We start from the raw sequence: 22,769 nt of genomic DNA, 5'->3' as shown, positions 1-22,769 counted from the left end.
CGGCTGCATCGCAACCGGGCCCTTCGTTCATTCCGCTTCGACGGGCTCGCTCTTGCCCTTCTTCTTGGGCTTCTTGGGCGCTGCGGCTTCGATGGCAAAGGACAGCGCACCGTCCTTCATCTTCACCGTGACCTCGCCGCCATGGACCAGCTTGCCGAACAACAGCTCTTCCGCGAGCGGCTGCTTGATCTTCTCCTGGATCAGGCGGCCCATCGGGCGGGCGCCATACAGCTTGTCATAGCCCTTCTCGGTCAGCCAGGCGCGCGACTCGTCGTCGAGCTGGATGTGCACGCCGCGGTCTGCCAGCTGCAGTTCGAGCTGGAGGATGAACTTGTCCACCACCCGCGCGACGACCGTCGTCGGCAGGTATCCGAACGGCACGATCGAATCGAGCCGGTTGCGGAACTCGGGCGTGAACATCTTCTGCACCGCCTGCTCATCCTCGCCCTCGCGCGTGAGGTTCCCGAAGCCGACCGTCTCGCGTGCCATGTCGCTCGCGCCCGCATTGGTCGTCATGATCAGGATGACGTTGCGGAAATCGACCGACTTGCCGTGCTGGTCGGTCAGGCGGCCATTATCCATCACCTGCAACAGGATGTTGAACAGGTCGGGATGCGCCTTCTCGATCTCGTCGAGCAACAGCACGCAGTGCGGCTGCTGGTCGACGGCGTCGGTCAGCAGGCCGCCCTGGTCGAACCCGACATAGCCCGGGGGCGCACCGATCAGCCGCGAGACCGAATGCCGCTCCATATATTCGGACATGTCGAAGCGCTGGAGCGGGATGCCCAGGATCGTCGCCAGCTGGCGCGCGACCTCGGTCTTGCCCACGCCGGTGGGACCGGTGAACAGATAGTTGCCGATCGGCTTGTCCGGATCGCGCAGGCCTGCACGGCTCAGCTTGATCGCCGAGGACAGCAGCTCGATCGCCTTGTCCTGCCCGAACACCACCCGCTTCAGGTCGGTCTCGAGGCTGGCGAGACTCTTCTTGTCGTCGGTCGACACGCTCTTCGGCGGGATGCGCGCCATCGTCGCGATGACGAGCTCGATCTCCTTGGGCGTGATCGTCTTCTTGCGCTTGTTGAGCGGCACCAGCATCTGCATCGCCCCGACCTCGTCGATCACGTCGATCGCCTTGTCGGGCAGCTTGCGATCGTTGATGTAGCGCGCCGACAGCTCGACCGCGGCCTTGATCGCGTCCGGCGTGTACTTGACCGAGTGATGATCCTCGAACGCCGAACGCAGGCCCGCCAGGATCTTGATCGTGTCCTCGATCGTCGGCTCGTTGACGTCGATCTTCTGGAAGCGCCGCAGCAGCGCGCGATCCTTCTCGAAGTGGTTGCGGAACTCCTTGTACGTCGTCGAGCCGATGCAGCGAATGGTGCCGCCCGACAGCGCGGGCTTGAGCAGGTTCGACGCATCCATCGCGCCGCCGCTGGTCGCGCCGGCACCGATCACGGTATGAATCTCGTCGATGAACAGTACCGCGTCGGGCAGCTTCTCGAGCTCGTTGACGACCGCCTTCAGCCGCTCCTCGAAATCGCCGCGATAGCGCGTGCCGGCGAGCAGTGCACCCATGTCGAGTGAGTAGATCACCGCGGGCTTCAGCACGTCGGGCACGTCGCCCTCGACGATTTTCCGCGCCAGGCCTTCCGCGATCGCGGTCTTGCCGACGCCGGGATCGCCGACATAGAGCGGGTTGTTCTTCGACCGGCGGCACAGGATCTGGATCGTGCGATCCACTTCGGGGCCGCGGCCGATCAACGGATCGACCTTGCCGTTCTTGGCCTTCTCGTTGAGATCGACCGTGAACTGCTTGAGCGCGCTTTCCGTCTTGCCCTTCTCCTGTCCCTTGGCCGGCTTCTCGTCGTCGGCACCCTTTGGCGTCGAGGCTTCGGTCGGCTGCTGTCCGCCCTTGCCGACGCCGTGGCTGATGAAGCTGACGGCATCCAGGCGGCTCATGTCCTGCTGCTGCAGGAAATAGACCGCGTAGCTCTCACGCTCGCTGAACAGCGCGACCAGCACGTTCGCGCCGGTCACTTCGTCGCGGCCCGAGGACTGGACGTGCAGGATCGCGCGCTGGACAACGCGCTGGAACCCGCTGGTCGGGGAGGGGTCGGTGGCGGCATCGACCTTGAGCGCGTCGAGCTCGGTGTCGAGATAATGCGCGACCGTGGTCTTCAGCTCGCCGACATCGACGTTGCAGGCGCCCATGACCTTCGATGCGTGTTCATCGTCGATCAGCGCGAGCAGCAGATGTTCGAGCGTCGCATATTCGTGGCGGCGCGACGACGCGGCTTCGAGTGCCTTGTGCAGGGTGGTCTCGAGCGCGGGTGCAAATGATGGCATTTACAATACTCCAGTCGGGCCGCGAAGACGCTGGCCCTTTCCAACCATGTCGGGATTGCAGGGCCGCGCATCAAGCACTTGAAACCGGCATCGGTCTCGCCTGGCGTATCGCCCGGCCGATGCCGCATGTTTCATCGTCTGAATAGCTCGTCGGCGCTTGCCCGGTGGTTAACGGCGCGTTCTTTTTTGTGCTGACAGCGCGCGATCTCGCCCTGCAGCACGGTGATCCGCGCATCCAGCTCGGCGACCGACAGCGGATCGAGGTCCTGGCGGATCAGGGCATCGAGCATGTCGTCGGGACGCGAGGGGGTATCATCCGGCTCCATCGTGCGGACAACGTTGACCCCACCACGCTGCATGTCAATAACATGCGCGATCCTACAGGACAGTTCGACACGATGACCGCACCCAATCAGAGTCTCCCCGATCGAATGAAGGCGATCGACCCCGCGGAACCGGGCGGCCCCGAGGTGTTGGTGCTGGTCGACCGCCCGGTGCCGCGGCCCGGCGTGGGCGAGGTGCTCATCAAGGTCGCCGCGGCCGGCGTGAACCGGCCCGACGTGCTCCAGCGCAAGGGCGGCTATCCGCCCCCGCCCGGCGCGCCGTCGATCCCGGGGCTCGAAGTGGCGGGTGTTGTCGTCGCGGTCGGCGAGGGTGTCGATGCCGAGCAATTGGGGCAAAGCGTGTGCGCGTTGCTCGCCGGCGGCGGCTATGCCGAATATGTCGCGGTGGCGGCGGGGCAGTGCCTGCCGGTGCCCGACGGGCTTTCGATGGCGGAGGCCGCGGCGATCCCCGAGACGTTGTTCACCGTGTGGACCAACCTGTTCGAGCGCGCCTATGCGACCGAGGGCGACACGGTGCTCGTCCACGGCGGGACCAGCGGCATCGGCACGATGGCGATCGCGCTGTGCCGGCTGTTCGGAATCGATATCATCGTGACGGCGGGGTCGGACGCGAAATGCCAGGCCGCGCTCGGTCTGGGCGCGACCCATGCGGTCAACTACAAGACCGACGATTTCGTCGAGCGGGTCAAGGCGATCACCGAAGGCCGCGGCGTGGCCGCGGTGCTCGACATGGTCGGCGGCGATTATCTGCCCCGCAATCTCCAGTGCCTGGCCGAAGATGGCCGCCACGTCTCGATCGCGGTGCAGGGCGGCCCGACCGCGACGATCCAGATCTTCGATATCATGCGCCGCCGCCTGACGCTGACCGGATCGACGCTGCGGCCGCGCGACAGCGTCTTCAAGGCGCTGGTCGCCGACGAACTCACGCGCACCGTGTGGCCGCACGTCCATGGGGGCAAGTTGAAGCCCGTGATGGACCGGACCTTCCCGTTCGTTGAGGCGCCCGCCGCGCATGCGCGGATGGAGGCGGGCGACCATGTCGGCAAGATCGTGCTGACGATGGACTGAGGGCGCGGGCATCGGACGGTGGCGCAACGGCTACACCGTCCGGCACGCGGGCCGGTACGCTGGGTTTCGGCCCGGAGGGGCGAGCGATCTCGATCCACCTCCGGGCCCGCCCCCCGTTGGGCCGGCTTAGTTGCTGTCGGAGTCGTCGTCGCTGCCGCCCGTCGCGACGAGCACGATGGCGACGAGCCCGGCCAGGATGCCGATGTTGACGAAGGTCGCGGTCGATCCCGTCAGCGTGCTCGCGCCCTTGGCGGTCGGCGTACCGGCACGCGCCTTGTTCAGCGACAGCGATGCTGCCGGGTTGGCGGCGGCCGAGGCTGCCGTCGGTGCGATGACAAGTGCGGCGGCGGCAACCGTCGCGCCGAAGTTCTTAAAGCCGAAGCCCATTGAGTGTCTCCCCAAGTGAGCGGTCGCCATGGTTCAGGCCCAATGATTCGTCAACGTGTTTGACCCGCGTCGCAGCACCGTCATCTGCGCGACCTCGAACCGTCACTTTGATGAGGCTGCGGTGTCACAATTGCGTGGCATAGACTGGATGCGCAGCCTCCAAAGGGACTTGCCCATGACCGCGATCACGTCGTTTCCATTTGCCGCCGACGTCACCGACATTGCGGATTTCATCCATTCGCATCCGACGGTGCCCGAACGGATCGTGGAGCGCCGGCGCTTCCGCACGATCTGGATTTCCGACGTCCATCTCGGCACGCGCGGGTGCAATGCCGAGATGCTGATCGACTTTCTCGACCATGTCGACAGCGAGACGATGTTCCTGGTCGGCGACATGATCGACGGCTGGCGGCTCAAGAAGAAGTTCTATTGGCCTGCCGCGCACAACGACGTCGTCTGGCGGCTGCTGAAGCGTGCCAAGCGCGGCACCCGCGTCGTCTATATCCCGGGCAACCACGACGAGGTGTTCCGCCAGTTCACCGGGCTCGATTTCGGCGGCATCGCGATCCAGCGCAACGCGATCCACGAGACGGCCGACGGTCGGCGGCTGCTGGTGCTGCACGGCGACGAATTCGACGCGATCACGCTGGCGCACCGCTGGCTCGCGCACGTCGGCGACGCCGCCTACACGCTGCTGATGGGCCTAAACCGCTGGGTCAACGCCGCACGCCGCCGGCTGAACATGCCCTATTGGTCGCTCTCGAAGCACGCCAAGGCGAAGGTCAAGAATGCGGTCGCGTTCATCTCGCAGTTCGAGACGGTCGTCGCGCATGCCGCGGGCCTGAAGGGGGTCGACGGCGTGGTCTGCGGCCATATCCACACCGCCGAGACGCGTGACATCGCCGGCGTCGCCTATTTCAACGATGGCGACTGGGTCGAGAGTTGCACCGCGCTTGTCGAGCATTTCGATGGGCGGATGGAGCTGCTGCACTGGGGTGACGAGATCGCCGCGCGCGAGCGCGACACCGTGGTCGCTATCGCCGCCTGATAAAGGATAGACTGATGCGTATCGCCATCGTCACCGACGCCTGGAACCCGCAGGTCAACGGCGTCGTCCGCACGCTTCAGGCGGTGCGCGCCGAGCTCGAGGCGATGGGCCACGTGGTGCTCGTCGTCTCGCCCGAGCGGTTCGCGTCGGTGCCTTGTCCGACGTATCCGGAAATCAGGCTCGCCTTCGCACGGTCGGCGGCGGTTGGGCGGATGCTCGCCGCGTTCGATGCCGATGCGATCCATCTGGCGACGGAGGGCCCGGTCTGCCTCGGCGCGCGCAACTGGTGCCTTGCCCGCGGGATCCCGTTCACGACGGCGTACCACACCCAGTTTCCCGACTATATCGCGGCGCGGACCGGGGCGAATCCGGAATGGATCTGGCGGTATATCCGCTGGTTCCACGCCCCGGCCCAAGCCATTCTCGCCTCCACGCCCTCGGTCGAGGCCGCGCTGGCGGCGCACGGGCTCGTCCAGGCCCGCACCTGGGGCCGCGGCGTCGATTTCTCGCTGTTCGGCATCGACGGCGCGCGCGACCCGGCGTTTGCCGATCTCTCCGGCCCGATCATGCTCTATGTCGGCCGCATCGCGATCGAGAAGAACGTCGAGGCCTTTCTGTCGTGCCGCCACCCCGGCACCAAGGTCGTGGTCGGCGACGGCCCGGCGCGCGCCTCGCTCGCCAAGCGCTTTCCCGAGGTGCGGTTCCTTGGGCAGCGCTCGGGCCACGAACTCGCTGCCGCTTATCGCAGCGCCGACGTTCTCGTCTTCCCCAGCCGTACCGACACGTTCGGGTTGGTGATGATCGAAGCGCTGGCCTGCGGCACGCCGGTTGCGGCCTATCCGGTGACAGGCCCGATCGACGTGCTCGACGCGCGCGTGGCGGCGATGGATGAGGATCTGGATGTCGCAATCGCGTCCGCGCTGACCCGCGACCGCGTGACGTGCGCCGCCTATGCCGGCCGCTTCAGCTGGGCGGCCAGCGCCCGGCAGTTCCTCCATGCGTTGGTCCCGTTGCAGTCGCTCGCGATCGCGGCCTAGACGCCGCGCTTGCTTGCGGCCTCCCCGCGGAGTACATCGCCCGTCATGTCAGGCCGCTCCGAAAGGGGCGGCCCTTTCTATTTTTACGGAGTTCACGCCGTGGCCCAGCCGCTCATGCCCCACGCGACCGCCTCCTGGATGGTCGACAATACCGCGCTCAGCTTCGAGCAGATCGCCGAATTCTGCGGGCTGCACATCCTCGAAGTGCAGGCGATCGCCGACGACACTGCCGCGACCAAGCTGACCGGCCGCGATCCGGTGCGCGCGCACGAAGTGACGCAGGAAGAGATCGACAAGGGTTCGGCCGACCCCGATTATCGCCTGAAGATGATCAAGGGCCCCGACCAGGTTCGCCGTACCAAGGGCCCGCGCTATACGCCGGTCAGCAAGCGCCAGGACAAGCCCGACGGCATTTCCTGGATCATCCGCAACCATCCCGAGATCACCGACGGCGCGATCGGGCTGCTGATCGGCACGACGCGCACGACGATCGCCGCGATCCGCGACCGCAGCCACTGGAACATCGCCAACATCACGCCGAAGGATCCGGTGACCCTGGGCCTGACGACGCAGCGCGAGCTCGATGCCGCGGTTGCCAAGGCGGCGAAGGCGGCGGGCATGGAAGCGCCGACCGACACGCGGCTGGAGGGTGACCGCGAGGCGCTGCTCGAACAGCTCCGTGGCGAGCGCGCACAAGCTGCGGCGGACGCCGAGTTCGTGGCGCAGGGCGGCGTGCTGCCCGTCAAGCCGCTGTTCGACGATCCGTTCAAGCGCTGATCCCGCGATCGCGGTTGGCGTCGGGCCCATGCTGATATAGCCTGTCCTCAAAGAGGAGAGGCGCATGTGCGACGACCATACCACCGAGGATAATGATCGCCTGCTGGGCGGCGTGTCGCGCCGCGATTTCGGCGTCATGACGGGGGCGGCGGGCCTCGCCATGCTGCTGCCCGCGCCTGCCAACGCCGCGACCATCAAAGGGCGCGACGTGTCGATCGCGACGCCCGACGGCAAGGCCGACGCCTATTTCGTGGCACCTGCGACGGGCAAGCATCCCGGCGTGCTGATCTGGCCCGACATCATGGGGCTGCGGCCCGCGTTCCGCCAGATGGCCGATCGACTCGCGCAGTCGGGCTATGCGGTGCTGGTCGTCAACCAGTTCTACCGGTCGACTAAGGCGCCGTTCCTGAAGCCCGGCGAATCCTACGACCAGCCCGAGGTGAAGGCCCGGATCGCGCCGTTCCGCGCCGCGCTCAGCACCGATGGCACGGTGCGCGACGGAATCGCTTTTACGACCTTCCTCGACAAGCAGCCTCAGGTCGACCGCAAGCGCGGGATGGCGACCACTGGCTATTGCATGGGCGGTCCGATGGTGATGCTGACCGCGGCGGCGGTGCCAGGTCGGATCCATGCAGGCGCGACCTTCCACGGCGGCGGCATGGTCACCGACAAGCCCGACAGCCCGCATCTGCGCATCCCGCAGATGAAGGCGCGCTATCTGATCGCGATCGCCGCCAACGATGACGCACGGTCGCCGACCGAGAAGGATACGCTGAAGACGGCGTTCGCGGCCGCCAAGCTGCCGGCCGAGATCGAGGTCTATGACGGCACGATGCATGGCTGGTGCCCGCCCGACAGCCGCGTCTACAACGCCGCGCAGGCTGACAAGGCGTGGGGCCGGATGCTCGCCTTGTTCGAGGCCGCGCTCGCCTGAACACGCTTGACGACCGCCGGGAATGGCATGATGTTCTTGGTCTGTTCAGGGGAGGGTTCGATGACGCTGAAATTCTACACCAATCCGATGTCGCGTGGTCGCATTGCGCGGTGGATGCTCGAGGAGATCGGCGCGCCGTACGAGACGGTCGTGCTCGACTATGCCACGTCGATGAAGGCGCCCGAGTATCTTGCGATCAATCCGATGGGGAAGGTGCCCGCGATCGTGCATGACGGACAGGTGGTGACCGAAGGCGCGGCGATCTGCGCCTATCTGGCCGAGGCGTTTCCCGACGCCGGGCTGGCGCCCACCGCCGCCGAACGCGCGGCCTATTATCGCTGGCTATTCTACGCGGCGGGGCCGGTGGAGCAGGCGGTTACGAACAAGTCGCTGGGCGTGACGCCGACGGACAAGCAGCGCATGATGGTCGGGTATGATTGTTTCGAGACGATGCTCGATACGTTGGAGACTGCGGTGTCGGCGCATCCGTTCATCGCCGGGGACCGCTTCACCGCCGCCGACGTCTATGTCGGCAGCCAGGTGATGTGGGGGCAGGCGTTCGGGTCGATGCCGAAGCGCGACGCGTTTGTCGATTATGCGGCGCGGCTGGCGCAGCGCGAGGCGTACAAGCGGGCGGCGGCGATCGACGATGCGCTGATGGCGAAGGCGGCTTGATACCGTTCGCCGGCGGAGGCCGGGGTCCAGGTGGGGGACACTGATTACGACGGGGATCGTGTTGTTATCGGGACTTTCCCAACTGGCCCCGGCCTCCGCCGGGGAACCGCAGGCTGGATCAGGCCGCCCAGCCGGCGAGCCAATCGGCGAGCGCCTGGGGCCCTGCCGAGCGGGCGTCGGACAGGTCGGTCTCATGCCCGGCGTTGAGCAGTTTGTTGCTGCGCGGGTCGACCACGAGCACCGCGGGTACGCCCTTCAAGCGCCCCTTGATGCCGTAGCGCGCCGCGATCTGCCCGTTCTTGTCGAACCGGCCGACATCGACCGTCACGACGACGAAATGCGCGTCGATGAAGCGCTTGACCTCCGGCAGGTCCATCGTTCCCGCTAGCAGACGGCAGTCGAGACACCAATTGCCGCCGAGATCGATGAGCAGACGCTTGTGCGCCTTCATCGCGCGGTTGCGCGCCGCGGCGACCTGCGCATTGGCGTTCGCCGCCTCGTGATAGGGAAGCGGCAGCGGGCTCGCGAGGTTGCTGAAGCTTGCGACGCTGACACGCGGCGCGGCGACCTTGGACACGGCAGGCGCAGCCAGCGCGGCGGTCGCCAGCGCAAGCGCGGCAAATCGGAGTGCGGGGCGGAATACGGGCATGTTAGCCTCCGATGACGGCGCTGAGGAAGTCGGGAACCGGGCCGTTCCAACCATTGTCCGGGGCGTCGTCGACTTGGCGATCACGGCGGGGTTCGTCGCGGCGCGGTTCGACGCGGGCTTCGCGACGGGGCGCGACGACCGGCTCCTCGCGACGCGGGCGCTCGACACGAGGTTCGGGCGCAGGCTCCGCACGGCGCGAGCGCTCGACGCGAGGCTCAGGCGTCGGATCCGCACGGCGCGGGCGTTCGGCACGAGCGGGTTTCGCGGCGATCTCGGCGAGCACCTCGGCCTCGACCGCGGGCGCCACGGTATCCGCGCGCGGTGCACGACGCGTACGGCTGCGGCGCGGGGGCTCGGCAGCCTCGATCGGCGCCGACGTCTCGACCGGCGCGACCTTCGCCACCGTGCCGATGCGCTCGATCGTCTGGCCGGTCAGCTTTTCGATGTTCTGGATGTTCTCGGCATCGTCGGGCGCGACGAAGGTGTAGGCGGTGCCGGTCGCCCCGGCGCGGCCGGTGCGGCCGATGCGGTGGACGTAATCGTCGGGATGCCACGGCGCGTCATAGTTGATGACGGTCGACACGCCCTTGATGTCCAGCCCGCGCGCGGCGACGTCGGAGGCGACGAGCACGTTGACCGCGCCGGTCTTGAACAGGTCGAGCTCGGCGAGCCGCTCGCGCTGTTCCATGTCGCCGTGGATCTCGCCCGACTTCAGCCCGGCCTGTTTGAGGATCTTGTTGAGGTCGCGGACCGTCGTCTTGCGGTTGCAGAAGATGATCGCGTTGGTCACCTCGGTCTGGTCGAGCAGGCGGCGCAGCGTGTCGCGCTTGGCGGACTGCGACGCGACCGTGACCAGATATTGCTTGATGTTGAGGTTGGTCGAGGCGGGACGCGAGACCTCGATCGTCTTGGGATTCGACAGGAACTTGTCGGCCAGCTTCTTGATCGGCGGCGGCATGGTCGCGGAGAAGAGCAGGGTCTGGCGGGTCTTGGGCAGCTTGGTGCAGATTTCCTCGATATCGGGAATGAACCCCATGTCGAGCATCCGGTCGGCCTCGTCGATCACCAGCATCGAACAGCCGGTCAGCAGGATCTTGCCGCGACCGAACAGGTCCATCAGCCGGCCCGGAGTCGCGATCAGCACGTCGACGCCCTTTTCGAGCGCGGCCAGCTGGTCGCCCATCGACACGCCGCCGATCAGCAGCGCCATCGAGAGGTTCGAGTTCACCCCGTATTTCTCGAAATTCTCGGCGACCTGCGCGGCGAGTTCGCGCGTCGGTTCGAGGATCAGCGAGCGCGGCATCCGGGCGCGGCTGCGGCCATGCGCCAGGATGTCGATCATCGGCAGCACGAACGACGCGGTCTTGCCGGTGCCGGTCTGCGCGATACCGATGATGTCGCGCATCATCAGCACCGAGGGGATCGCGCCCGCCTGGATCGGAGTCGGTTCGGTATAGCCGGAGTCGGTGACCGCCTTCAGCAGTTCGTCGGATAGGCCGAGATCGGCGAAGCTCATGCAGTCAGGCTCATGCGAAATATCCGGATAAACGGCGGGTGCGCCATGCGGTACCCGAGACCGTCGGCGCTCGCGGATTTGGCGTGAAATGTCAAGGAAACGCGCGTTCGGGGGAAGTAAAGCGGCGTTTCAGCGTTTGATGCGCAGCGACTTGAAGCCCTCGATCTCGCAGGTCGCGCCCGAGCGCATGCGGATCGCGTCGCGGTCCTCGCAGACCAGGCCGTCGGCCGCCGGGCGGATGTAAAAGCCGCTATAGTAATCGAGCGGCTTGCAGTCATGGTCGAGTTTCGCGCGCAACCGCGTGCCATTGTCCATCATCAGATCGACCACACCCGGCGTACCGAGCACCGCGCCGGCAATATCGGCGACCGCGACGCATTTCGGGCCCTTGTGCTCCTTCCACGCCGGTCGGGATTCGTCCGCCGGACGGTTCGTCCGCAACAGGCGGGGGACGCGGATGACGATCCGCTGGTGGATCGACAAACGGGTGAACCGTACGCCGCCGAGATCGGACTGGACCATCGCCGCAGCCGGGGCGGCGAGCGCGAGCAGAGTGGCGGGGATCGCTGGATGAATCATGGGTGACACGAGCGTTAGGCGATCGGGTTGAACGCGAGGTGAATTGTGGGCGGCAGGGCGTATAAAGTCGCAAAGGTCACACCGGTGAGCGTGTTTGCAAGCGTCGGGATCCGTCGTGTGAAGCTGATCATGAGAAAGAGCCTGACAGCAGCGTGCCGGTGGATGTCCAACATTGCAAGTGGCCGGAACTCCGCCTCTGCAGGAGCACGGTAGCTCTGCGCCGACCCGGGCGGTACAGCACGGCATGACCCCTGCACAAACCCGTATGCTGGGCGCGCTGGCGCCGCAGTTGGATGCCAAGGCGATCGTCACCGATGCCGCCGATATCGCGCCGTGGCTGACCGATTGGCGTGACCGTTTCCACGGCCGGACACCCGCGCTGCTGGCGCCGGCGTCGACCGCGGACGTGGTCGCGATCGTCCAGGCCGCCGCCGCGCACCGCGTGCCGCTGGTGCCGCAGGGCGGGAACACGTCGATGGTCGGGGGCGCGACGCCGCCGTCGGATGGCAGCGCGGTGCTGCTGTCGATGCGGCGGATGAACCGCATCCGCAGCCTGGATGCGGACGCCAACCTGGCGGTGGCCGAGGCGGGCGTGATCCTCGATACCCTGGATACCGCGGCGCACGGATGCGGGCGCCGCTTCCCCTTGACGCTCGGCGCGCGCGGCACCGCGACGATCGGCGGGCTGGTGTCCACCAACGCGGGCGGCACGCAGGTCCTTCGGTTCGGCACGATGCGCGGGCTGGTCGCGGGCGTCGAGGCGGTGTTGGCGGATGGGACGGTCCATGACGGTCTGTCCGCGCTGAAGAAAGACAATCGCGGCTATGATCTCGACCAGCTGCTGATCGGGTCCGAAGGGACGCTCGCGGTCATCACTGCCGCGACCTTGCGGCTGGTGCTGGCCGTCGCGGCGCGCGCGGTCGGGTGGGTCGGGGTGGACAGCCCCGAGACCGCGCTGCGCCTGCTCCGTCGGTTGCAGGCAGCGACGGACACGATCGAGAGCTTCGAACTGTTACCCGACGAATCGCTCGATGCGGTGATTGCGCATATCCCGGCGACGCGCGCGCCGCTCGTCGGGCGGCATCCTTGGCACGTGCTGGTCGAAGCCACCGCCGCGACGCGCGATAGCGAACCGCCCGCGGCGCTGCTCGAACGGCTGCTCGGTGCGTCGCTCGCCGACGGCCTGGCCCGCGACGCGGTGATCGCGGCGAGCGAAGCGCAGGCCGAGGCGTTCTGGCGGATCCGCGATGCGCTGTCCGCGTCCGAACGCGCGCTAGGCCCCGCGACGCAACACGACATCTCGGTCCCGGTGGACACGATGCCCCGCTTCATGATCGAGGCGAGTGCGGCGTGCGGGGCCCGCTTCCCCGGCACGCGCGCCAGCGGGTTCGGGCATCTCGGCGACGGCAACGTGCACTTCCACGTCCGCGCCGCGCCCGGTACCGACCCGGCAGTCTGGTATGCCGAGGATGCGCCGGTCGTGACGCGGTTCGTCGGCGATCTGGTCGTTGCCGCGGGCGGATCGATCTCGGCCGAGCACGGCATCGGCCAGATGAAGCTCGCCGAGCTCGAACGACTGTCGTCACCGGCGCGGATGGGAGCGCTGCGCCGGATCAAGGCGGCGTTCGACCCGCTCGGCATCCTCAACCCCGGCAAACTCGTTACGCTTGCGCCGGACGCGCCCGCGCCATAGAGCCTCGCCCCAATCGGCCGCGCTGAGCGGCTGCCAATTCTTCGGAGAGATTCATGGCCAGCGCCGCCCAGCTTCCGCTTTTCTACAACGGCCTCGAACCGCTTTCGAGCGAGACGCACGCCAACTACAAGGTCCGCACGCAGGATAGCGCGCCGTTCCTAGTCGGCCAGCATGCGATTCCGATCACCGTCGACGAATTCCCGCTGGTGCAGCGCCACATGCCGATCGTCTTCTCGATCGGCGACGACGCCATTCCGCTCGCGCTGATGGGCCTGAACGAGGGCGTCAACGTGTTCGTCGGCGACGACGGCAAGCTGACCGAGACCACCTTCTACGTCCCGGCTTACATCCGTCGCTACCCGTACATGCTGGCGCGGCTGCACCCCGACGCGCAGGAGCTGTCGCTCTGCTTCGACCCGACCTCCGACGCGGTGGGTGAATCCGAAGAGGGCGACGCGCTGTTCGCGGACGGCCAGCCGACCGAGATCACCAAGAACATCCTGGCGTTCAACGAATCGTTCGAACAGGCCGGCGCGCGCACGCAGAACTTCATGAAGGAGCTGCGCGAGCTCGACCTGCTGATGGACGGCGAAGTCAGCATCCAGCCCGAGGGCGCTGAGCAGCCGTTCATCTATCGCGGTTTCCAGATGATCAACGAAGAGAAGCTGATGGATGCGCGCGGCGACACGCTGCGCAAGATCAGCAAGTCGGGGATGCTGCCGCTGCTCTATGCGCACCTGTTCTCGCTGTCGCTGATGCGCGATCTGTTCGGCCGCCAGGTCCAGCTGGGCAAGGCGCCGCAGCCGCAGCTGGGCTGAACCGAACCCCCACCCCGGTTACCGCCGGGGTGGCAGTTCCGGACGGCTATCACGAGTCCTCTTGCCGGTGTAGAACGTCCCCAGATTAAGAGGGGGCTGTACATGCTGTTAGACCGCACCGAGCGCTATTCCACCGTCGCGATCTGGTTCCATTGGACGATCGCGCTGCTGGTGGTCCTGAACCTCGCCGTCGGCCTCCTCAGCGATCCGATCCCGGCGTTGCGCCCGTGGATGGCGGCACACAAGTCGATCGGCATCACCGTGCTGGTGCTGACCTTCGGCCGGATCGCGTGGCGGCTTGCGCATCGCGCGCCGCCGCTGCCTGCGGGTACCCAGGCTTGGGAGAAGGGCGTCGCGCACGCTACGCACTGGACCTTGTACCTGCTCCTCGTCGCGATGCCGCTGACCGGCTGGCTGATGGTGTCGGGCACCGACAAGCGCCGCCCGCTCGACTGGTTCGGGCTGTTCGACATTCCCTACCTGCCGGTGTCGAAGGCAGCGGGCGGGTTCGGCCATGAAGCGCATGGGGTGCTCGGCTGGCTGATGCTCGCGCTGGTCGTGCTGCACGTCGCTGCGGCGCTCCGGCATCACCTGATCTTGCGCGATACCGTGCTCGCCAGAATGGCACCGATGGTCCGCCGCTGAAAAAACTTTGCGGCTTTTCGGCAACAGGGTTGAACCAAAATCGCGTTCGCCTATTTAGCTCTTGTACGGCATCGTGTCCCCCCTTTCGCGGCGCCGTACGACACGCCTTCCAGGCGTGTCTCCTCCCTGAACCTTGGCCACTCCGTGCTTCGCGCACGGGGTGGTTTTTTTTATTCGGCGGCCGCGGCGATCGGCGTGCCCAGCGCCTCGTCGGCCAGCGCGGCCAGCATCCGGCCGAGCAGCGCGGCGGTGTCCGCAAACCCCGTACCCGGCGCGTCGAGACGTCGATCGAGATAGAGCGAGCGGTCGAATTCGAGCTGGATCGCATGGATCCCGCCCGCGGGGTCGGCATGGCGTTCGAGGATATGCCCCCCCGCATAGGGCGCGTTGAGCGCGGTCGCATGGCCCGACCCGGTCCCCTCGGCTTCCAGTCGCGCGACGAAGCGCGCGTCGGCGCTGTGGCCGAAGCGATCGCCCAGCACGATCCGCGCCGCGCTGCCGGGCGTGCCGAGCGGCGGCATCGAATGCACGTCGAGCAGCACCGCCACTCCGAACCGCGTGCGCGCGGCGGCCAGCGCCTGCGACAGCGCGGCATGATAGGGCCGGTGATCGTCGGCGATCCGCCGCATCACATCGGCATCGGCGAAGCGTCGTCCCCAGAGATCGCCCGCGCCCGAGGCGCGGCGCGGCACGAGCCCCAGTCCGCTGCGCAGCTTGGCCGATTGGTGGACCAGCGCGCGGGGCGGGGCGCCTTCGTCGACCTTGGGGTCGCGTTCGTCCTCGCTGCGATTGAGGTCGATCCAGGCGCGCGCGCGGTCCTGTACGATCAGCGTCTCGACGGTCCGTGCCGCACGCGCCACCGCGTCGATGTGACGGTCTTCGAGCGGCAGCACGGTCGCCAGCGGAACGCGGAGCGCCTGGCGCAGCGCGGCCGGATAGTCGCGCCCCGCGTGCGGCACCGACATCACCACGGGGCTCGCCGGCGGCAGCGCGCCTGTGCGCGTGAACGAAGGGGTTTGGGGCACGGCGATATGCTACGCGGCGGCGGCCAGTGGGGCAATCCTCTGGATATCTTAACCATTTTTGGCGTAACGCGGCGCTTGGGAACGATGGGACGCTAGACCGAGATGTTGCGAATTCTGTTAGCCGAAGACGATCAGGTGATGCGCGAATATCTGACGCGTGCGCTGGAACGCTCGGGCTATGCCGTGACCGCGGTCGACCGCGGCACCGCGGCGATCCCGTTTCTCGAGACCGAACGGTTCGACCTGTTGCTGACCGACATCGTCATGCCCGAGATGGACGGCATCGAGCTGGCGCAGCGCGCGAGCGAGATGTGCAGCGATTTGCGTGTGATGTTCATCACCGGCTTCGCCGCGGTGACGTTGAAGGCGGGTCGGACGATGCCGCAGGCGCGCGTGCTGTCCAAGCCGTTCCACCTGCGCGACCTGGTGATGGAGGTCGATCGCATGTTCGAGACGGATAATGTGAGCGGGCTCAACTGAACCGCTTGCGGTTTGTGAAAACACCGCTAGAGACGCTGCGACGTGGGCGTGTAGCTCAGTGGTAGAGCACTGTGTTGACATCGCAGGGGTCGCAAGTTCAATCCTTGCCACGCCCACCATGAAAAGCCCTGGAAGCCTTCATGGCGTCCAGGGCTTTTTTGCGTCTGAGGCGCGTCAGTCCTGCAGGATCGTGCGGATGCGCTCGGCGAGCGTGTCCATCTGGAACGGCTTGGTCAGCACGTACATGTTGGGTTCGAGCTGCGTCCGGCCGATCACCGTAGTCTCGGCATAGCCGGTGATGAACAGGATCTTCAGCGCGGGGCGGTGCTGGCGCGCGGCGTCGGCGACCTGGCGGCCGTTCATCCCGCCCGGCAGACCGACATCGGTGACGAGAAGGTCGATCGGCGCATTGGATTCGAGGATGCGCAGTCCGGCCGGGCCGTCCGCGGCCTCGATCACGGTGTAGCCCGATTCGATGAGGACCTCGGCGATCAGCATGCGGATCGTGGGTTCGTCGTCGATGACCAGGACGACCTCGCCCCGCGCGCCGGGGCTGGGCGTCGCCGGTCGCTCCGCACGCGGCTCCTCGGGGGCATCGGCATCGTGGCGGGGCAGATAGATGCACATCGTCGTGCCGCGGCCGACCTCGGATTCGATCCGGATCTGCCCGCCGGATTGACGCGCGAACCCATAGATCATCGACAGGCCGAGCCCGGTGCCCTCGCCGAGCGGCTTGGTGGTGAAGAACGGGTCGAACGCCTTGGCCATCACCTCGGCGGTCATGCCGGTCCCGGTGTCGGTCACGCAGACCGTGACATAGTCGCCGGCGGGCAGGTCGTGCTGGCGTGCGGTGGATGCGTCCAGCGTCGTGTTCGCGGTCTCGATCGTCAGCGTACCGCCATCGGGCATCGCGTCGCGCGCGTTGATGCACAGGTTCAGGACCGCGTTCTCGAGCTGATTGGGATCGACCAGGGTCGGCCACAGCCCGTGCGCGACGTGCCGGTCGACGGTGACGCCCGGGCCGACCGTACGCTCCACGAGCTCGTCGAGCCCGCTCAGCAGCCGGTCGACGTCGGTCGGCTTGGGGTCGAGCGTCTGGCGGCGCGAAAAGGCCAGCAGGCGGTGGGTCAGCGCCGCCGCCCGCCGCACCGCGCCCTGCGCCGCGGTCAGGTAGCGGCCCAGCTCGTCCGTGCGTCCCTGCGCGAGGCGGACCGTCATGATCTCCAGGCTGCCGCCAATGCCGGTCAGCAGATTGTTGAAATCATGCGCCAGTCCGCCCGTCAGCTGGCCGACCGCCTCCATCTTTTGCGACTGCCGCAACTGTTCTTCGATCACGCGCTTTTCGGTCAGGTCGCGCGTCACCTTGGCAAAGCCGATCAGGACGCCGTCGTCGTTGCGGATCGGATCGATGATCACCGTCGCCCAGAAGCGCGACCCGTCCTTGCGCAGTCGCCAGCCTTCCGCCTCGAAGCGGCCGTCGAGCCGCGCGGTCTCCAGCGCGATTCGGGGTATGTCGCTGGCGCGGTCCTGATCGGTATAGAAGCGCGAGAAATGCTCGCCGATGATCTCGTCGGCGGCATAGCCCTTGAACCGCTCGGCGCCGGTGTTCCAGCTGCTGACGCGGCCCTCAGGGTCGAGCATGTAGATCGCATAGTCGGTCACGCTCTGGACCAGCAGGCGGAACCGCTGCTCGCTGGCGCGCAACCGCTCTTCGGCCGCGCGGCGCTCGCTCAGGTCGCGTGTGACCTTGGCGTAGCCGATCAACGTGCCGGCCGGGTCGCGAATCGGGTCGATCACCACATTGGCCCAGAACCGCGTGCCATCCTTGCGGACGCGCCAGCCTTCGGCTTCGAACCGCCCCTCGCGCGCCGCGGTTTCCAGCGCGATCCTGGGAATCTCCAGTTGCTTCTCTTCGGGCGTGTAGAAGCGCGAGAAATGCTCGCCGATGATCTCGTCGGGCTCATAGCCCTTGAACAAGCGGGCGCCGGCGTTCCAGCTGCTGACCCTGCCCTGCAGGTCGAGCATGTAGATCGCGTAATCGGTAACGCTTTGAACCAACAGTTCAAATTTGCCGCCACTGACCGGCATATGCTCGGGTTCTACCATTGCGCCCCTTTGCGACAAGCCGGATCAAATGTGCAATCCTTTCCCGCGTGGAAGCAACGCCTGCGTGTCATTCGGTAACGGCTATCGACGCGGGTCCCCGGTCGATGGCAGGGGGCGCCGCATGACTTTCAAGCTCTTCAACCCGATCCTGGTCGGTGCCGGTCTTGGCGAACGCGTGATGCGCAGCGTGGGCGCGGTGTTGGGCATCGCGCTGACCATCGCGATCTGTACGCTGCTCGCGGTCGGCGGGCCCGATCTACCGTTGATCGTCGCGCCGATCGGCGCGTCGGCGGTGCTCGTCTTCGCGGTACCGGCAAGCCCGCTCGCCCAGCCATGGCCGGTCGTCGGCGGCAACACCCTATCGACGCTGGTTGGCGTCGCTGCCTACCGGTTGATTCCTGACGCGACGCTGGCGGCGGGCGTGGCGGTTGGGGTCGCGATCCTGGTGATGTCGTTGCTGCGCTGCCTGCATCCCCCGGGCGGCGCCGCGGCGCTGACCGCAGTGATCGCCGGCGAGAGCGTGCACGCGGCGGGGTACGCGTTCGCGTTCGCGCCGGTCGCGCTCAACTCGATCCTGCTCGTCGCGCTCGGCATCGCGTTCCACCGGCTGACCGGACATTCCTATCCGCACCGCGCGCCGGCGGTGGCCGCGAGCGTCGCGGCGGCGAGCCTGCACCCCGAGGACATCGACGCGGCGCTGGCCGAGATGCACGAGGAGTTCGATATCAGCCGCGAGGATCTCGATGCGTTGCTGACCCTCGCGCAACGCCATGCGCTGGACCGCCAGGCCCCGCGCGCCGCGCCGGCGCGCTGAAGCCCTCGCGGCTTTAGGACGCGGCCTTGACCTGATCGCCGAGCGACAGCGTCTCGCCGCGGCTGACGATCACGCGGTCGCCCAGCTTCACCACGCCGAACAGCAGTTTTGCGAACGGCTTCGGCACGCCGACGCAGCCATGCGTGGCCAGGTTCGACCCGACCGGGCTGCCATGGATCGAGATGCCGTCGTTGGTCAGCCGCAGCATGTACGGCATCGGCGCATCGTAGAGGTTCGACACGTGCGTCGCGTCCTTCTGGCTGACTGCGAACACGCCCAGCGGAGTCGGCTTCTCGTCCGCGCCATAGACCATCACCGCGGTGCCGATCTCATAGCCGCCGCGGAACACCGACAGCACCTGCGCCGCCAGGTCGACCGTCACCACGATCGGCCCGTCGGGGACGCCGGCAGTGTCCCAGTAATAGTCGCCGTGAACGAAGGGCGACTTCACGTCGAGGATGCGCTTCACGACATAGCCGGGGTCGGGCGCTGGCGTTGGAACCGGTGCCGGTGCCGCCGGTGAAGCAACAGGTTTCGACACGGCGGCTGCGACAGGGGCGGCTGCGACAGGGGCGGCTGCGACAGGGGCGGCTGCGACAGGGGCGGCGGGGGCAGGGACGGCGGGGGCAGGGGCCTGCGCTATCACCGGTCTGGCGGGCGTGCCGAGCATCGCGACGGCGCCGGCCAGCGTCGCGGTGCCGCACAGCACCGCCACCGCCACCATCTGCATCGCCCTCATCTTCGCCATCGAACCGACCCTTGCCTTGTGGGCGCACGATGCCGGGAATGGCCCATGCATACCAGCGGCGATTCCCGGCCGTCCCGCCCCGGCACGAAGTGCGCGGTCGTACACCGCGGCACGCGCTGGCTAAACCCAAGGTTAACGCGCTGTTCCAAGGCCATTCAGGCCGACTCGCCTAGGACCTGAAACACGGTCGGACAGATGTGCGTTTGTGTCATGCGGATCGGGTATTGGAGGTTCGAGATGAACGGTTTGATGAAGAAGGCAGGGCTTGGAATCGCGCTGGCAGCCACCGCACTGACCGCGGCGGCGCCCGCTGACGCGCAGCGTTGGGGTCGCGGCGGCTACCGTCACTACAACCGTGGTGGCGATGCGGTCGGCGCAGCGGTGCTCGGCGGGATCCTGGGTCTCGGCGTCGGCGCGGCGATCGCCAGCAACAATCGCGGGCGCTATTACGACCGCGGCTATTACAATGACGGGTATTACCGTGGTCCGCCGGTCCGCACCTATTACCGTCAGGACTATCGTCCGCGGTGCTGGAGCGAATGGCGTCGCGATCCCTATTATGGCGATCCGGTTCGGGTCCAGGTCTGCAGCTAAGCGGGCAAAGGCGGCGTCGGGAGCAATCCCGGCGCCTTTTTTTGTGGCGTGCGGCGTGCGGTTGCCGCTAACGCGCAGGGCATGACCGAGACACCAGACAGCCCGCAGACCGAAGCCGCCGCGCAGGGCGACACCCCGCCCGATCGCCTCTCGACCAATTACCGCAGCCCGTTCTTCCAGCAGGACCTGCTCGAACGTGGCATCGGCATCCGCTTCAAGGGCGCGGTGCGCCACGACGTCGAGGAATATTGCATTTCCGAAGGCTGGATCCGCGTCGCGCTCGGCAAGAAGGTCGATCGCCACGGCAATCCGCTGACGCTGAAGCTGTCGGGGGATATCGAGGCCTGGTTCGAGCGGCCCGCGGCGGACAAGACCGCCGACTGATCCAGCCGTCATCCTGACGAAAGTCAGGATCCAGAGTTGCAGACGCTGCGCCCAGTACCCTGGATCCTGACGTTCGTCAGGATGACGGAAGTTGGGGAGGGGGGAGAGCGCCGAGCCAGCCTCCGTCACCCCAGCGCAGGCTGGGGTCTCCCCGTTGGCGGATGCTGCGGCCCGAACCGGGAGATCCCAGCCTTCGCTGGGATGACGGAAGGGGGCGGGGACGGCTTGGGGTTACGCCGGCACGCCCTCCAGCGCCTCGCTCGCCTCCAGCCACTTCGCCTCGCTCGCGTCGAGCTTGGCCTGCACTTCGGCACGGCGCTTGTTGAGGTCGCCCATCGACATCCGCGAGAAGCGCGGCTCGGCCTTGGCCGAATCCGACATCGCCAGATCGATCGCCGCGCATTCCTTGGTGAACTTGGCGGTCTGCTCCTCCAGCTCGCGCAGCGTCTTGCGCATCGCGGCGTCGTTGCTCTTCGCGTCCGCCGCGGCCTTCTTGCCCGCCTTCTTGTCCGCCTTGGATGCGGCGTCGCCCTTGCCGCCGTCGCCCTTCAGCACCAGCGCGATGTAATCGTCGAGGCTGCCGTCGAATTCCTTCGCGGTGCCATCGTCGACCAGCACCAGCCGGTCCGCGGTCAGCTCGAGCATGTGCCGGTCATGGCTGACCAGCACCACCGCGCCGGTATAGGCGTTGAGCGCCTGCACCAGAGCCTCGCGCGCATCGACGTCGAGATGGTTGGTCGGCTCGTCGAGGATCAGCATGTGCGGCGCGTCGCGCGTGATCAGCGCCAGCGCCAGGCGCGCGCGCTCGCCGCCCGACAGCTTGCCGACCTTGGTCGTCGCCTTGTCACCCGAAAAGCCGAATCGGCCGAGCTGTCCGCGCACCGCGGCGGGCGTCGCGCCCTTCATCAGGTGCGACATATGCTCGATCGGCGTATCGTGCGGGTCGAGCTCCTCGACCTGATACTGGGTGAAATAGCCGACCTTCATCTTGTTCGACGACGACATCGCGCCGTCCATCGGCGCCAGCTGCGCCGCGAGCAGCCGCGCTAGCGTGGTCTTGCCGTTGCCGTTGCGCCCGAGCAGCGCGACCCGGTCGTCGGGGTCCAGCCGCATGTTGAGCCGCTTGAGGATCGGCACATCGGCATAGCCGACCGTCGCCATGTCGAGCGTGATCAATGGCGGGCGCAGCTCGGTCGGGTTGGGGAAGCCGAACGACAGCGTCGGATCGTTGAAGCTCTCCGCGATCGGCTGCATCTTCGCCAGCATCTTCTGGCGCGACTGCGCCTGCTTCGCGGTCGAGGCGCGCGCCGAGTTCTTGGCGATGTACTCCTGCAGCTTCTCGCGCTGCACCGCCTGGTTGGCGCGCGCCGCCTCGATCTGTGCGAGCCGCTCGGCGCGCTGGCGCTCGAACGAGTCATAGCCGCCGGGGTAGAGCGTGATCTTGCCGCCCTGCAGGTGCAGGATGTGATCGACGACGTTGTTGAGGAAGTCGCGCTCATGGCTGACGACGACGATCGTCGCCTTGTAGCCTTTGAGGAAATCCTCGAGCCACATCACCGCTTCGAGATCGAGATGGTTCGACGGCTCGTCGAGCAGCAGCAGGTCGGGCTGCGAGAACAGCAGGGAGGCGAGCGCGACGCGCATCTTCCAGCCACCGGAGAAGCTGTCGAGCGTGCGCGCCTGCATCTCCTCGTCGAAGCCGAGCCCGAGCAGGATCTGCGCGGCGCGGGCAGGGGCGGTATAGGCGTCGATCGCGATCAGCCGCTCGTACACGTCGCCGAGCCGGTCGGGATCCTCGCTGGTCTCGCTCTCGATCATCAAGGCCGCCCGTTCGGTATCGGCCTCGAGCACGGTCTCGAACGGCGTCTTGGTGCCGTGCGGCGCTTCCTGCGCGAGATAGCCGATGCGCGCGCCGCGCGGCATGTCGGCCGAGCCGTCATCGGGTTCGAGCTGGCCCGCGATCACGCGCACCATCGTCGACTTGCCAGCACCATTGCGGCCGATCAGCCCGACGCGGCTGCCCGGCGGCAGCGACGCGCTGGCGCCGTCGAGGATGACGCGGCCGCCCAGGCGCACCGTGATATTGTTCAGGTTCAGCATGC

Annotated in this window: 23 protein-coding genes and 1 tRNA gene; 14 read left to right on the top strand and 10 right to left on the bottom strand. The window is 67.2% G+C overall.

The annotated features are described in order from the left end of the window. Positions 1–27: 27 nt before the first annotated feature. Together clpA and U1701_RS00315 are read right to left on the bottom strand one after the other, a co-directional pair. Positions 28–2,346, bottom strand: coding sequence for an ATP-dependent Clp protease ATP-binding subunit ClpA (gene clpA / locus U1701_RS00320; protein ID WP_332780545.1), 2,319 nt, complete (start codon positions 2,344–2,346; stop codon positions 28–30). Positions 2,347–2,477: 131 nt separating this feature from the next. Next, complete coding sequence (locus U1701_RS00315; RefSeq protein WP_443025968.1) at positions 2,478–2,705, bottom strand: DUF1192 domain-containing protein; 228 nt, start codon at positions 2,703–2,705, stop codon at positions 2,478–2,480. Positions 2,706–2,777: 72 nt separating this feature from the next. On the opposite strand from U1701_RS00315, the gene U1701_RS00310 reads away from it, so the two are divergent. Then, positions 2,778–3,758: an NAD(P)H-quinone oxidoreductase gene (locus tag U1701_RS00310; protein WP_332781411.1), complete on the top strand. Its 981-nt coding sequence runs from the start codon at positions 2,778–2,780 to the stop codon at positions 3,756–3,758. 126 nt (positions 3,759–3,884) lie between these two features. Here U1701_RS00310 and U1701_RS00305 read toward each other — a convergent pair whose 3' ends face one another. Beyond that, positions 3,885–4,145, bottom strand: a complete 261-nt coding sequence (locus U1701_RS00305) for a hypothetical protein (protein WP_332780544.1) — start codon at positions 4,143–4,145, stop codon at positions 3,885–3,887. Between the two features lie 175 nt (positions 4,146–4,320). On the opposite strand from U1701_RS00305, the gene U1701_RS00300 reads away from it, so the two are divergent. The 5 genes from U1701_RS00300 to U1701_RS00280 all read left to right on the top strand — a co-directional run bounded on the left by U1701_RS00300 (position 4,321) and on the right by U1701_RS00280 (position 8,616). Next, the gene (locus tag U1701_RS00300; RefSeq protein WP_332780543.1) at positions 4,321–5,193 is read left to right on the top strand and encodes a UDP-2,3-diacylglucosamine diphosphatase; all 873 of its coding nucleotides are present in this window, start codon (positions 4,321–4,323) and stop codon (positions 5,191–5,193) included. 14 nt (positions 5,194–5,207) lie between these two features. Continuing rightward, positions 5,208–6,230: a glycosyltransferase family 4 protein gene (locus tag U1701_RS00295; RefSeq protein ID WP_332780542.1), complete on the top strand. Its 1,023-nt coding sequence runs from the start codon at positions 5,208–5,210 to the stop codon at positions 6,228–6,230. A gap of 99 nt (positions 6,231–6,329) precedes the next feature. Beyond that, on the top strand, positions 6,330–7,007 hold the full coding sequence (locus tag U1701_RS00290) for a cell cycle transcriptional regulator TrcR (protein ID WP_332780541.1): 678 nt from the start codon (positions 6,330–6,332) through the stop codon (positions 7,005–7,007). Positions 7,008–7,071: 64 nt separating this feature from the next. After that, positions 7,072–7,941 carry a dienelactone hydrolase family protein gene (locus U1701_RS00285; protein WP_332780540.1) on the top strand — a complete coding sequence of 290 codons (870 nt, stop codon included), beginning with the start codon at positions 7,072–7,074 and terminating at the stop codon, positions 7,939–7,941. A 60-nt stretch (positions 7,942–8,001) separates the two neighbouring features. Continuing rightward, positions 8,002–8,616 (top strand): glutathione S-transferase family protein, encoded by a 615-nt coding sequence (locus tag U1701_RS00280; protein WP_332780539.1) that lies wholly within the window; start codon positions 8,002–8,004, stop codon positions 8,614–8,616. Positions 8,617–8,734: 118 nt separating this feature from the next. On the opposite strand, the gene U1701_RS00275 is transcribed toward U1701_RS00280, so the two are convergent. From U1701_RS00275 to U1701_RS00265, 3 genes are all read right to left on the bottom strand, one after another. Then, positions 8,735–9,265: a thioredoxin family protein gene (locus U1701_RS00275; protein ID WP_332780538.1), complete on the bottom strand. Its 531-nt coding sequence runs from the start codon at positions 9,263–9,265 to the stop codon at positions 8,735–8,737. A gap of 1 nt (position 9,266) precedes the next feature. Further along, positions 9,267–10,781: a DEAD/DEAH box helicase gene (locus tag U1701_RS00270; RefSeq protein WP_332780537.1), complete on the bottom strand. Its 1,515-nt coding sequence runs from the start codon at positions 10,779–10,781 to the stop codon at positions 9,267–9,269. Positions 10,782–10,910: 129 nt separating this feature from the next. Next, positions 10,911–11,360: a hypothetical protein gene (locus U1701_RS00265; protein ID WP_332780536.1), complete on the bottom strand. Its 450-nt coding sequence runs from the start codon at positions 11,358–11,360 to the stop codon at positions 10,911–10,913. A gap of 244 nt (positions 11,361–11,604) precedes the next feature. Between U1701_RS00265 and U1701_RS00260 the strand changes: the two genes are divergently transcribed. The 3 genes from U1701_RS00260 to U1701_RS00250 all read left to right on the top strand — a co-directional run bounded on the left by U1701_RS00260 (position 11,605) and on the right by U1701_RS00250 (position 14,516). After that, complete coding sequence (locus tag U1701_RS00260; RefSeq protein WP_332780535.1) at positions 11,605–13,053, top strand: FAD-binding oxidoreductase; 1,449 nt, start codon at positions 11,605–11,607, stop codon at positions 13,051–13,053. 53 nt (positions 13,054–13,106) lie between these two features. Continuing rightward, entirely contained in the window at positions 13,107–13,871 is a 765-nt protein-coding gene (locus tag U1701_RS00255) for a SapC family protein (protein WP_332780534.1), read from the top strand. Positions 13,872–13,973: 102 nt separating this feature from the next. Next, the gene (locus U1701_RS00250; protein ID WP_332780533.1) at positions 13,974–14,516 is read left to right on the top strand and encodes a cytochrome b; all 543 of its coding nucleotides are present in this window, start codon (positions 13,974–13,976) and stop codon (positions 14,514–14,516) included. A 170-nt stretch (positions 14,517–14,686) separates the two neighbouring features. Here U1701_RS00250 and U1701_RS00245 read toward each other — a convergent pair whose 3' ends face one another. Next, complete coding sequence (locus U1701_RS00245) at positions 14,687–15,541, bottom strand: N-formylglutamate amidohydrolase (protein ID WP_332780532.1); 855 nt, start codon at positions 15,539–15,541, stop codon at positions 14,687–14,689. Between the two features lie 102 nt (positions 15,542–15,643). Between U1701_RS00245 and cpdR the strand changes: the two genes are divergently transcribed. Then, complete coding sequence (gene cpdR, locus U1701_RS00240; protein ID WP_332780531.1) at positions 15,644–16,021, top strand: cell cycle two-component system response regulator CpdR; 378 nt, start codon at positions 15,644–15,646, stop codon at positions 16,019–16,021. A 44-nt stretch (positions 16,022–16,065) separates the two neighbouring features. Next, a tRNA-Val gene (locus tag U1701_RS00235) sits at positions 16,066–16,140 on the top strand. A 55-nt stretch (positions 16,141–16,195) separates the two neighbouring features. On the opposite strand, the gene U1701_RS00230 is transcribed toward U1701_RS00235, so the two are convergent. Continuing rightward, positions 16,196–18,127 (bottom strand): hybrid sensor histidine kinase/response regulator, encoded by a 1,932-nt coding sequence (locus U1701_RS00230; protein ID WP_332780530.1) that lies wholly within the window; start codon positions 18,125–18,127, stop codon positions 16,196–16,198. Between the two features lie 121 nt (positions 18,128–18,248). Here U1701_RS00230 and U1701_RS00225 point away from each other — a divergent pair, with 121 nt between their 5' ends. Next, entirely contained in the window at positions 18,249–18,941 is a 693-nt protein-coding gene (locus U1701_RS00225) for an HPP family protein (RefSeq protein ID WP_332780529.1), read from the top strand. A 13-nt stretch (positions 18,942–18,954) separates the two neighbouring features. On the opposite strand, the gene U1701_RS00220 is transcribed toward U1701_RS00225, so the two are convergent. Beyond that, a complete protein-coding gene (locus tag U1701_RS00220; RefSeq protein ID WP_332780528.1) occupies positions 18,955–19,689 on the bottom strand; it encodes a L,D-transpeptidase family protein in 735 nt (244 codons plus the stop codon). A gap of 237 nt (positions 19,690–19,926) precedes the next feature. On the opposite strand from U1701_RS00220, the gene U1701_RS00215 reads away from it, so the two are divergent. Further along, the gene (locus U1701_RS00215; protein WP_332780527.1) at positions 19,927–20,283 is read left to right on the top strand and encodes a hypothetical protein; all 357 of its coding nucleotides are present in this window, start codon (positions 19,927–19,929) and stop codon (positions 20,281–20,283) included. Between the two features lie 81 nt (positions 20,284–20,364). Beyond that, positions 20,365–20,667, top strand: coding sequence for a DUF3297 family protein (locus tag U1701_RS00210; protein ID WP_332780526.1), 303 nt, complete (start codon positions 20,365–20,367; stop codon positions 20,665–20,667). A gap of 231 nt (positions 20,668–20,898) precedes the next feature. Here the strand turns inward: U1701_RS00210 and U1701_RS00205 are convergent, their stop codons facing one another. After that, positions 20,899–22,767 carry an ABC-F family ATP-binding cassette domain-containing protein gene (locus U1701_RS00205; RefSeq protein ID WP_332780525.1) on the bottom strand — a complete coding sequence of 623 codons (1,869 nt, stop codon included), beginning with the start codon at positions 22,765–22,767 and terminating at the stop codon, positions 20,899–20,901. Positions 22,768–22,769: the final 2 nt, after the last annotated feature.

The sequence above is a fragment of the Sphingomonas rhamnosi genome (genome assembly GCF_036663615.1).
In the GTDB taxonomy this organism is placed as follows: Bacteria; Pseudomonadota; Alphaproteobacteria; order Sphingomonadales; family Sphingomonadaceae; genus Sphingomonas.
Note: the sequence above shows the minus strand (reverse complement) of the source record. Positions and strands in the feature narration are given on the sequence as shown.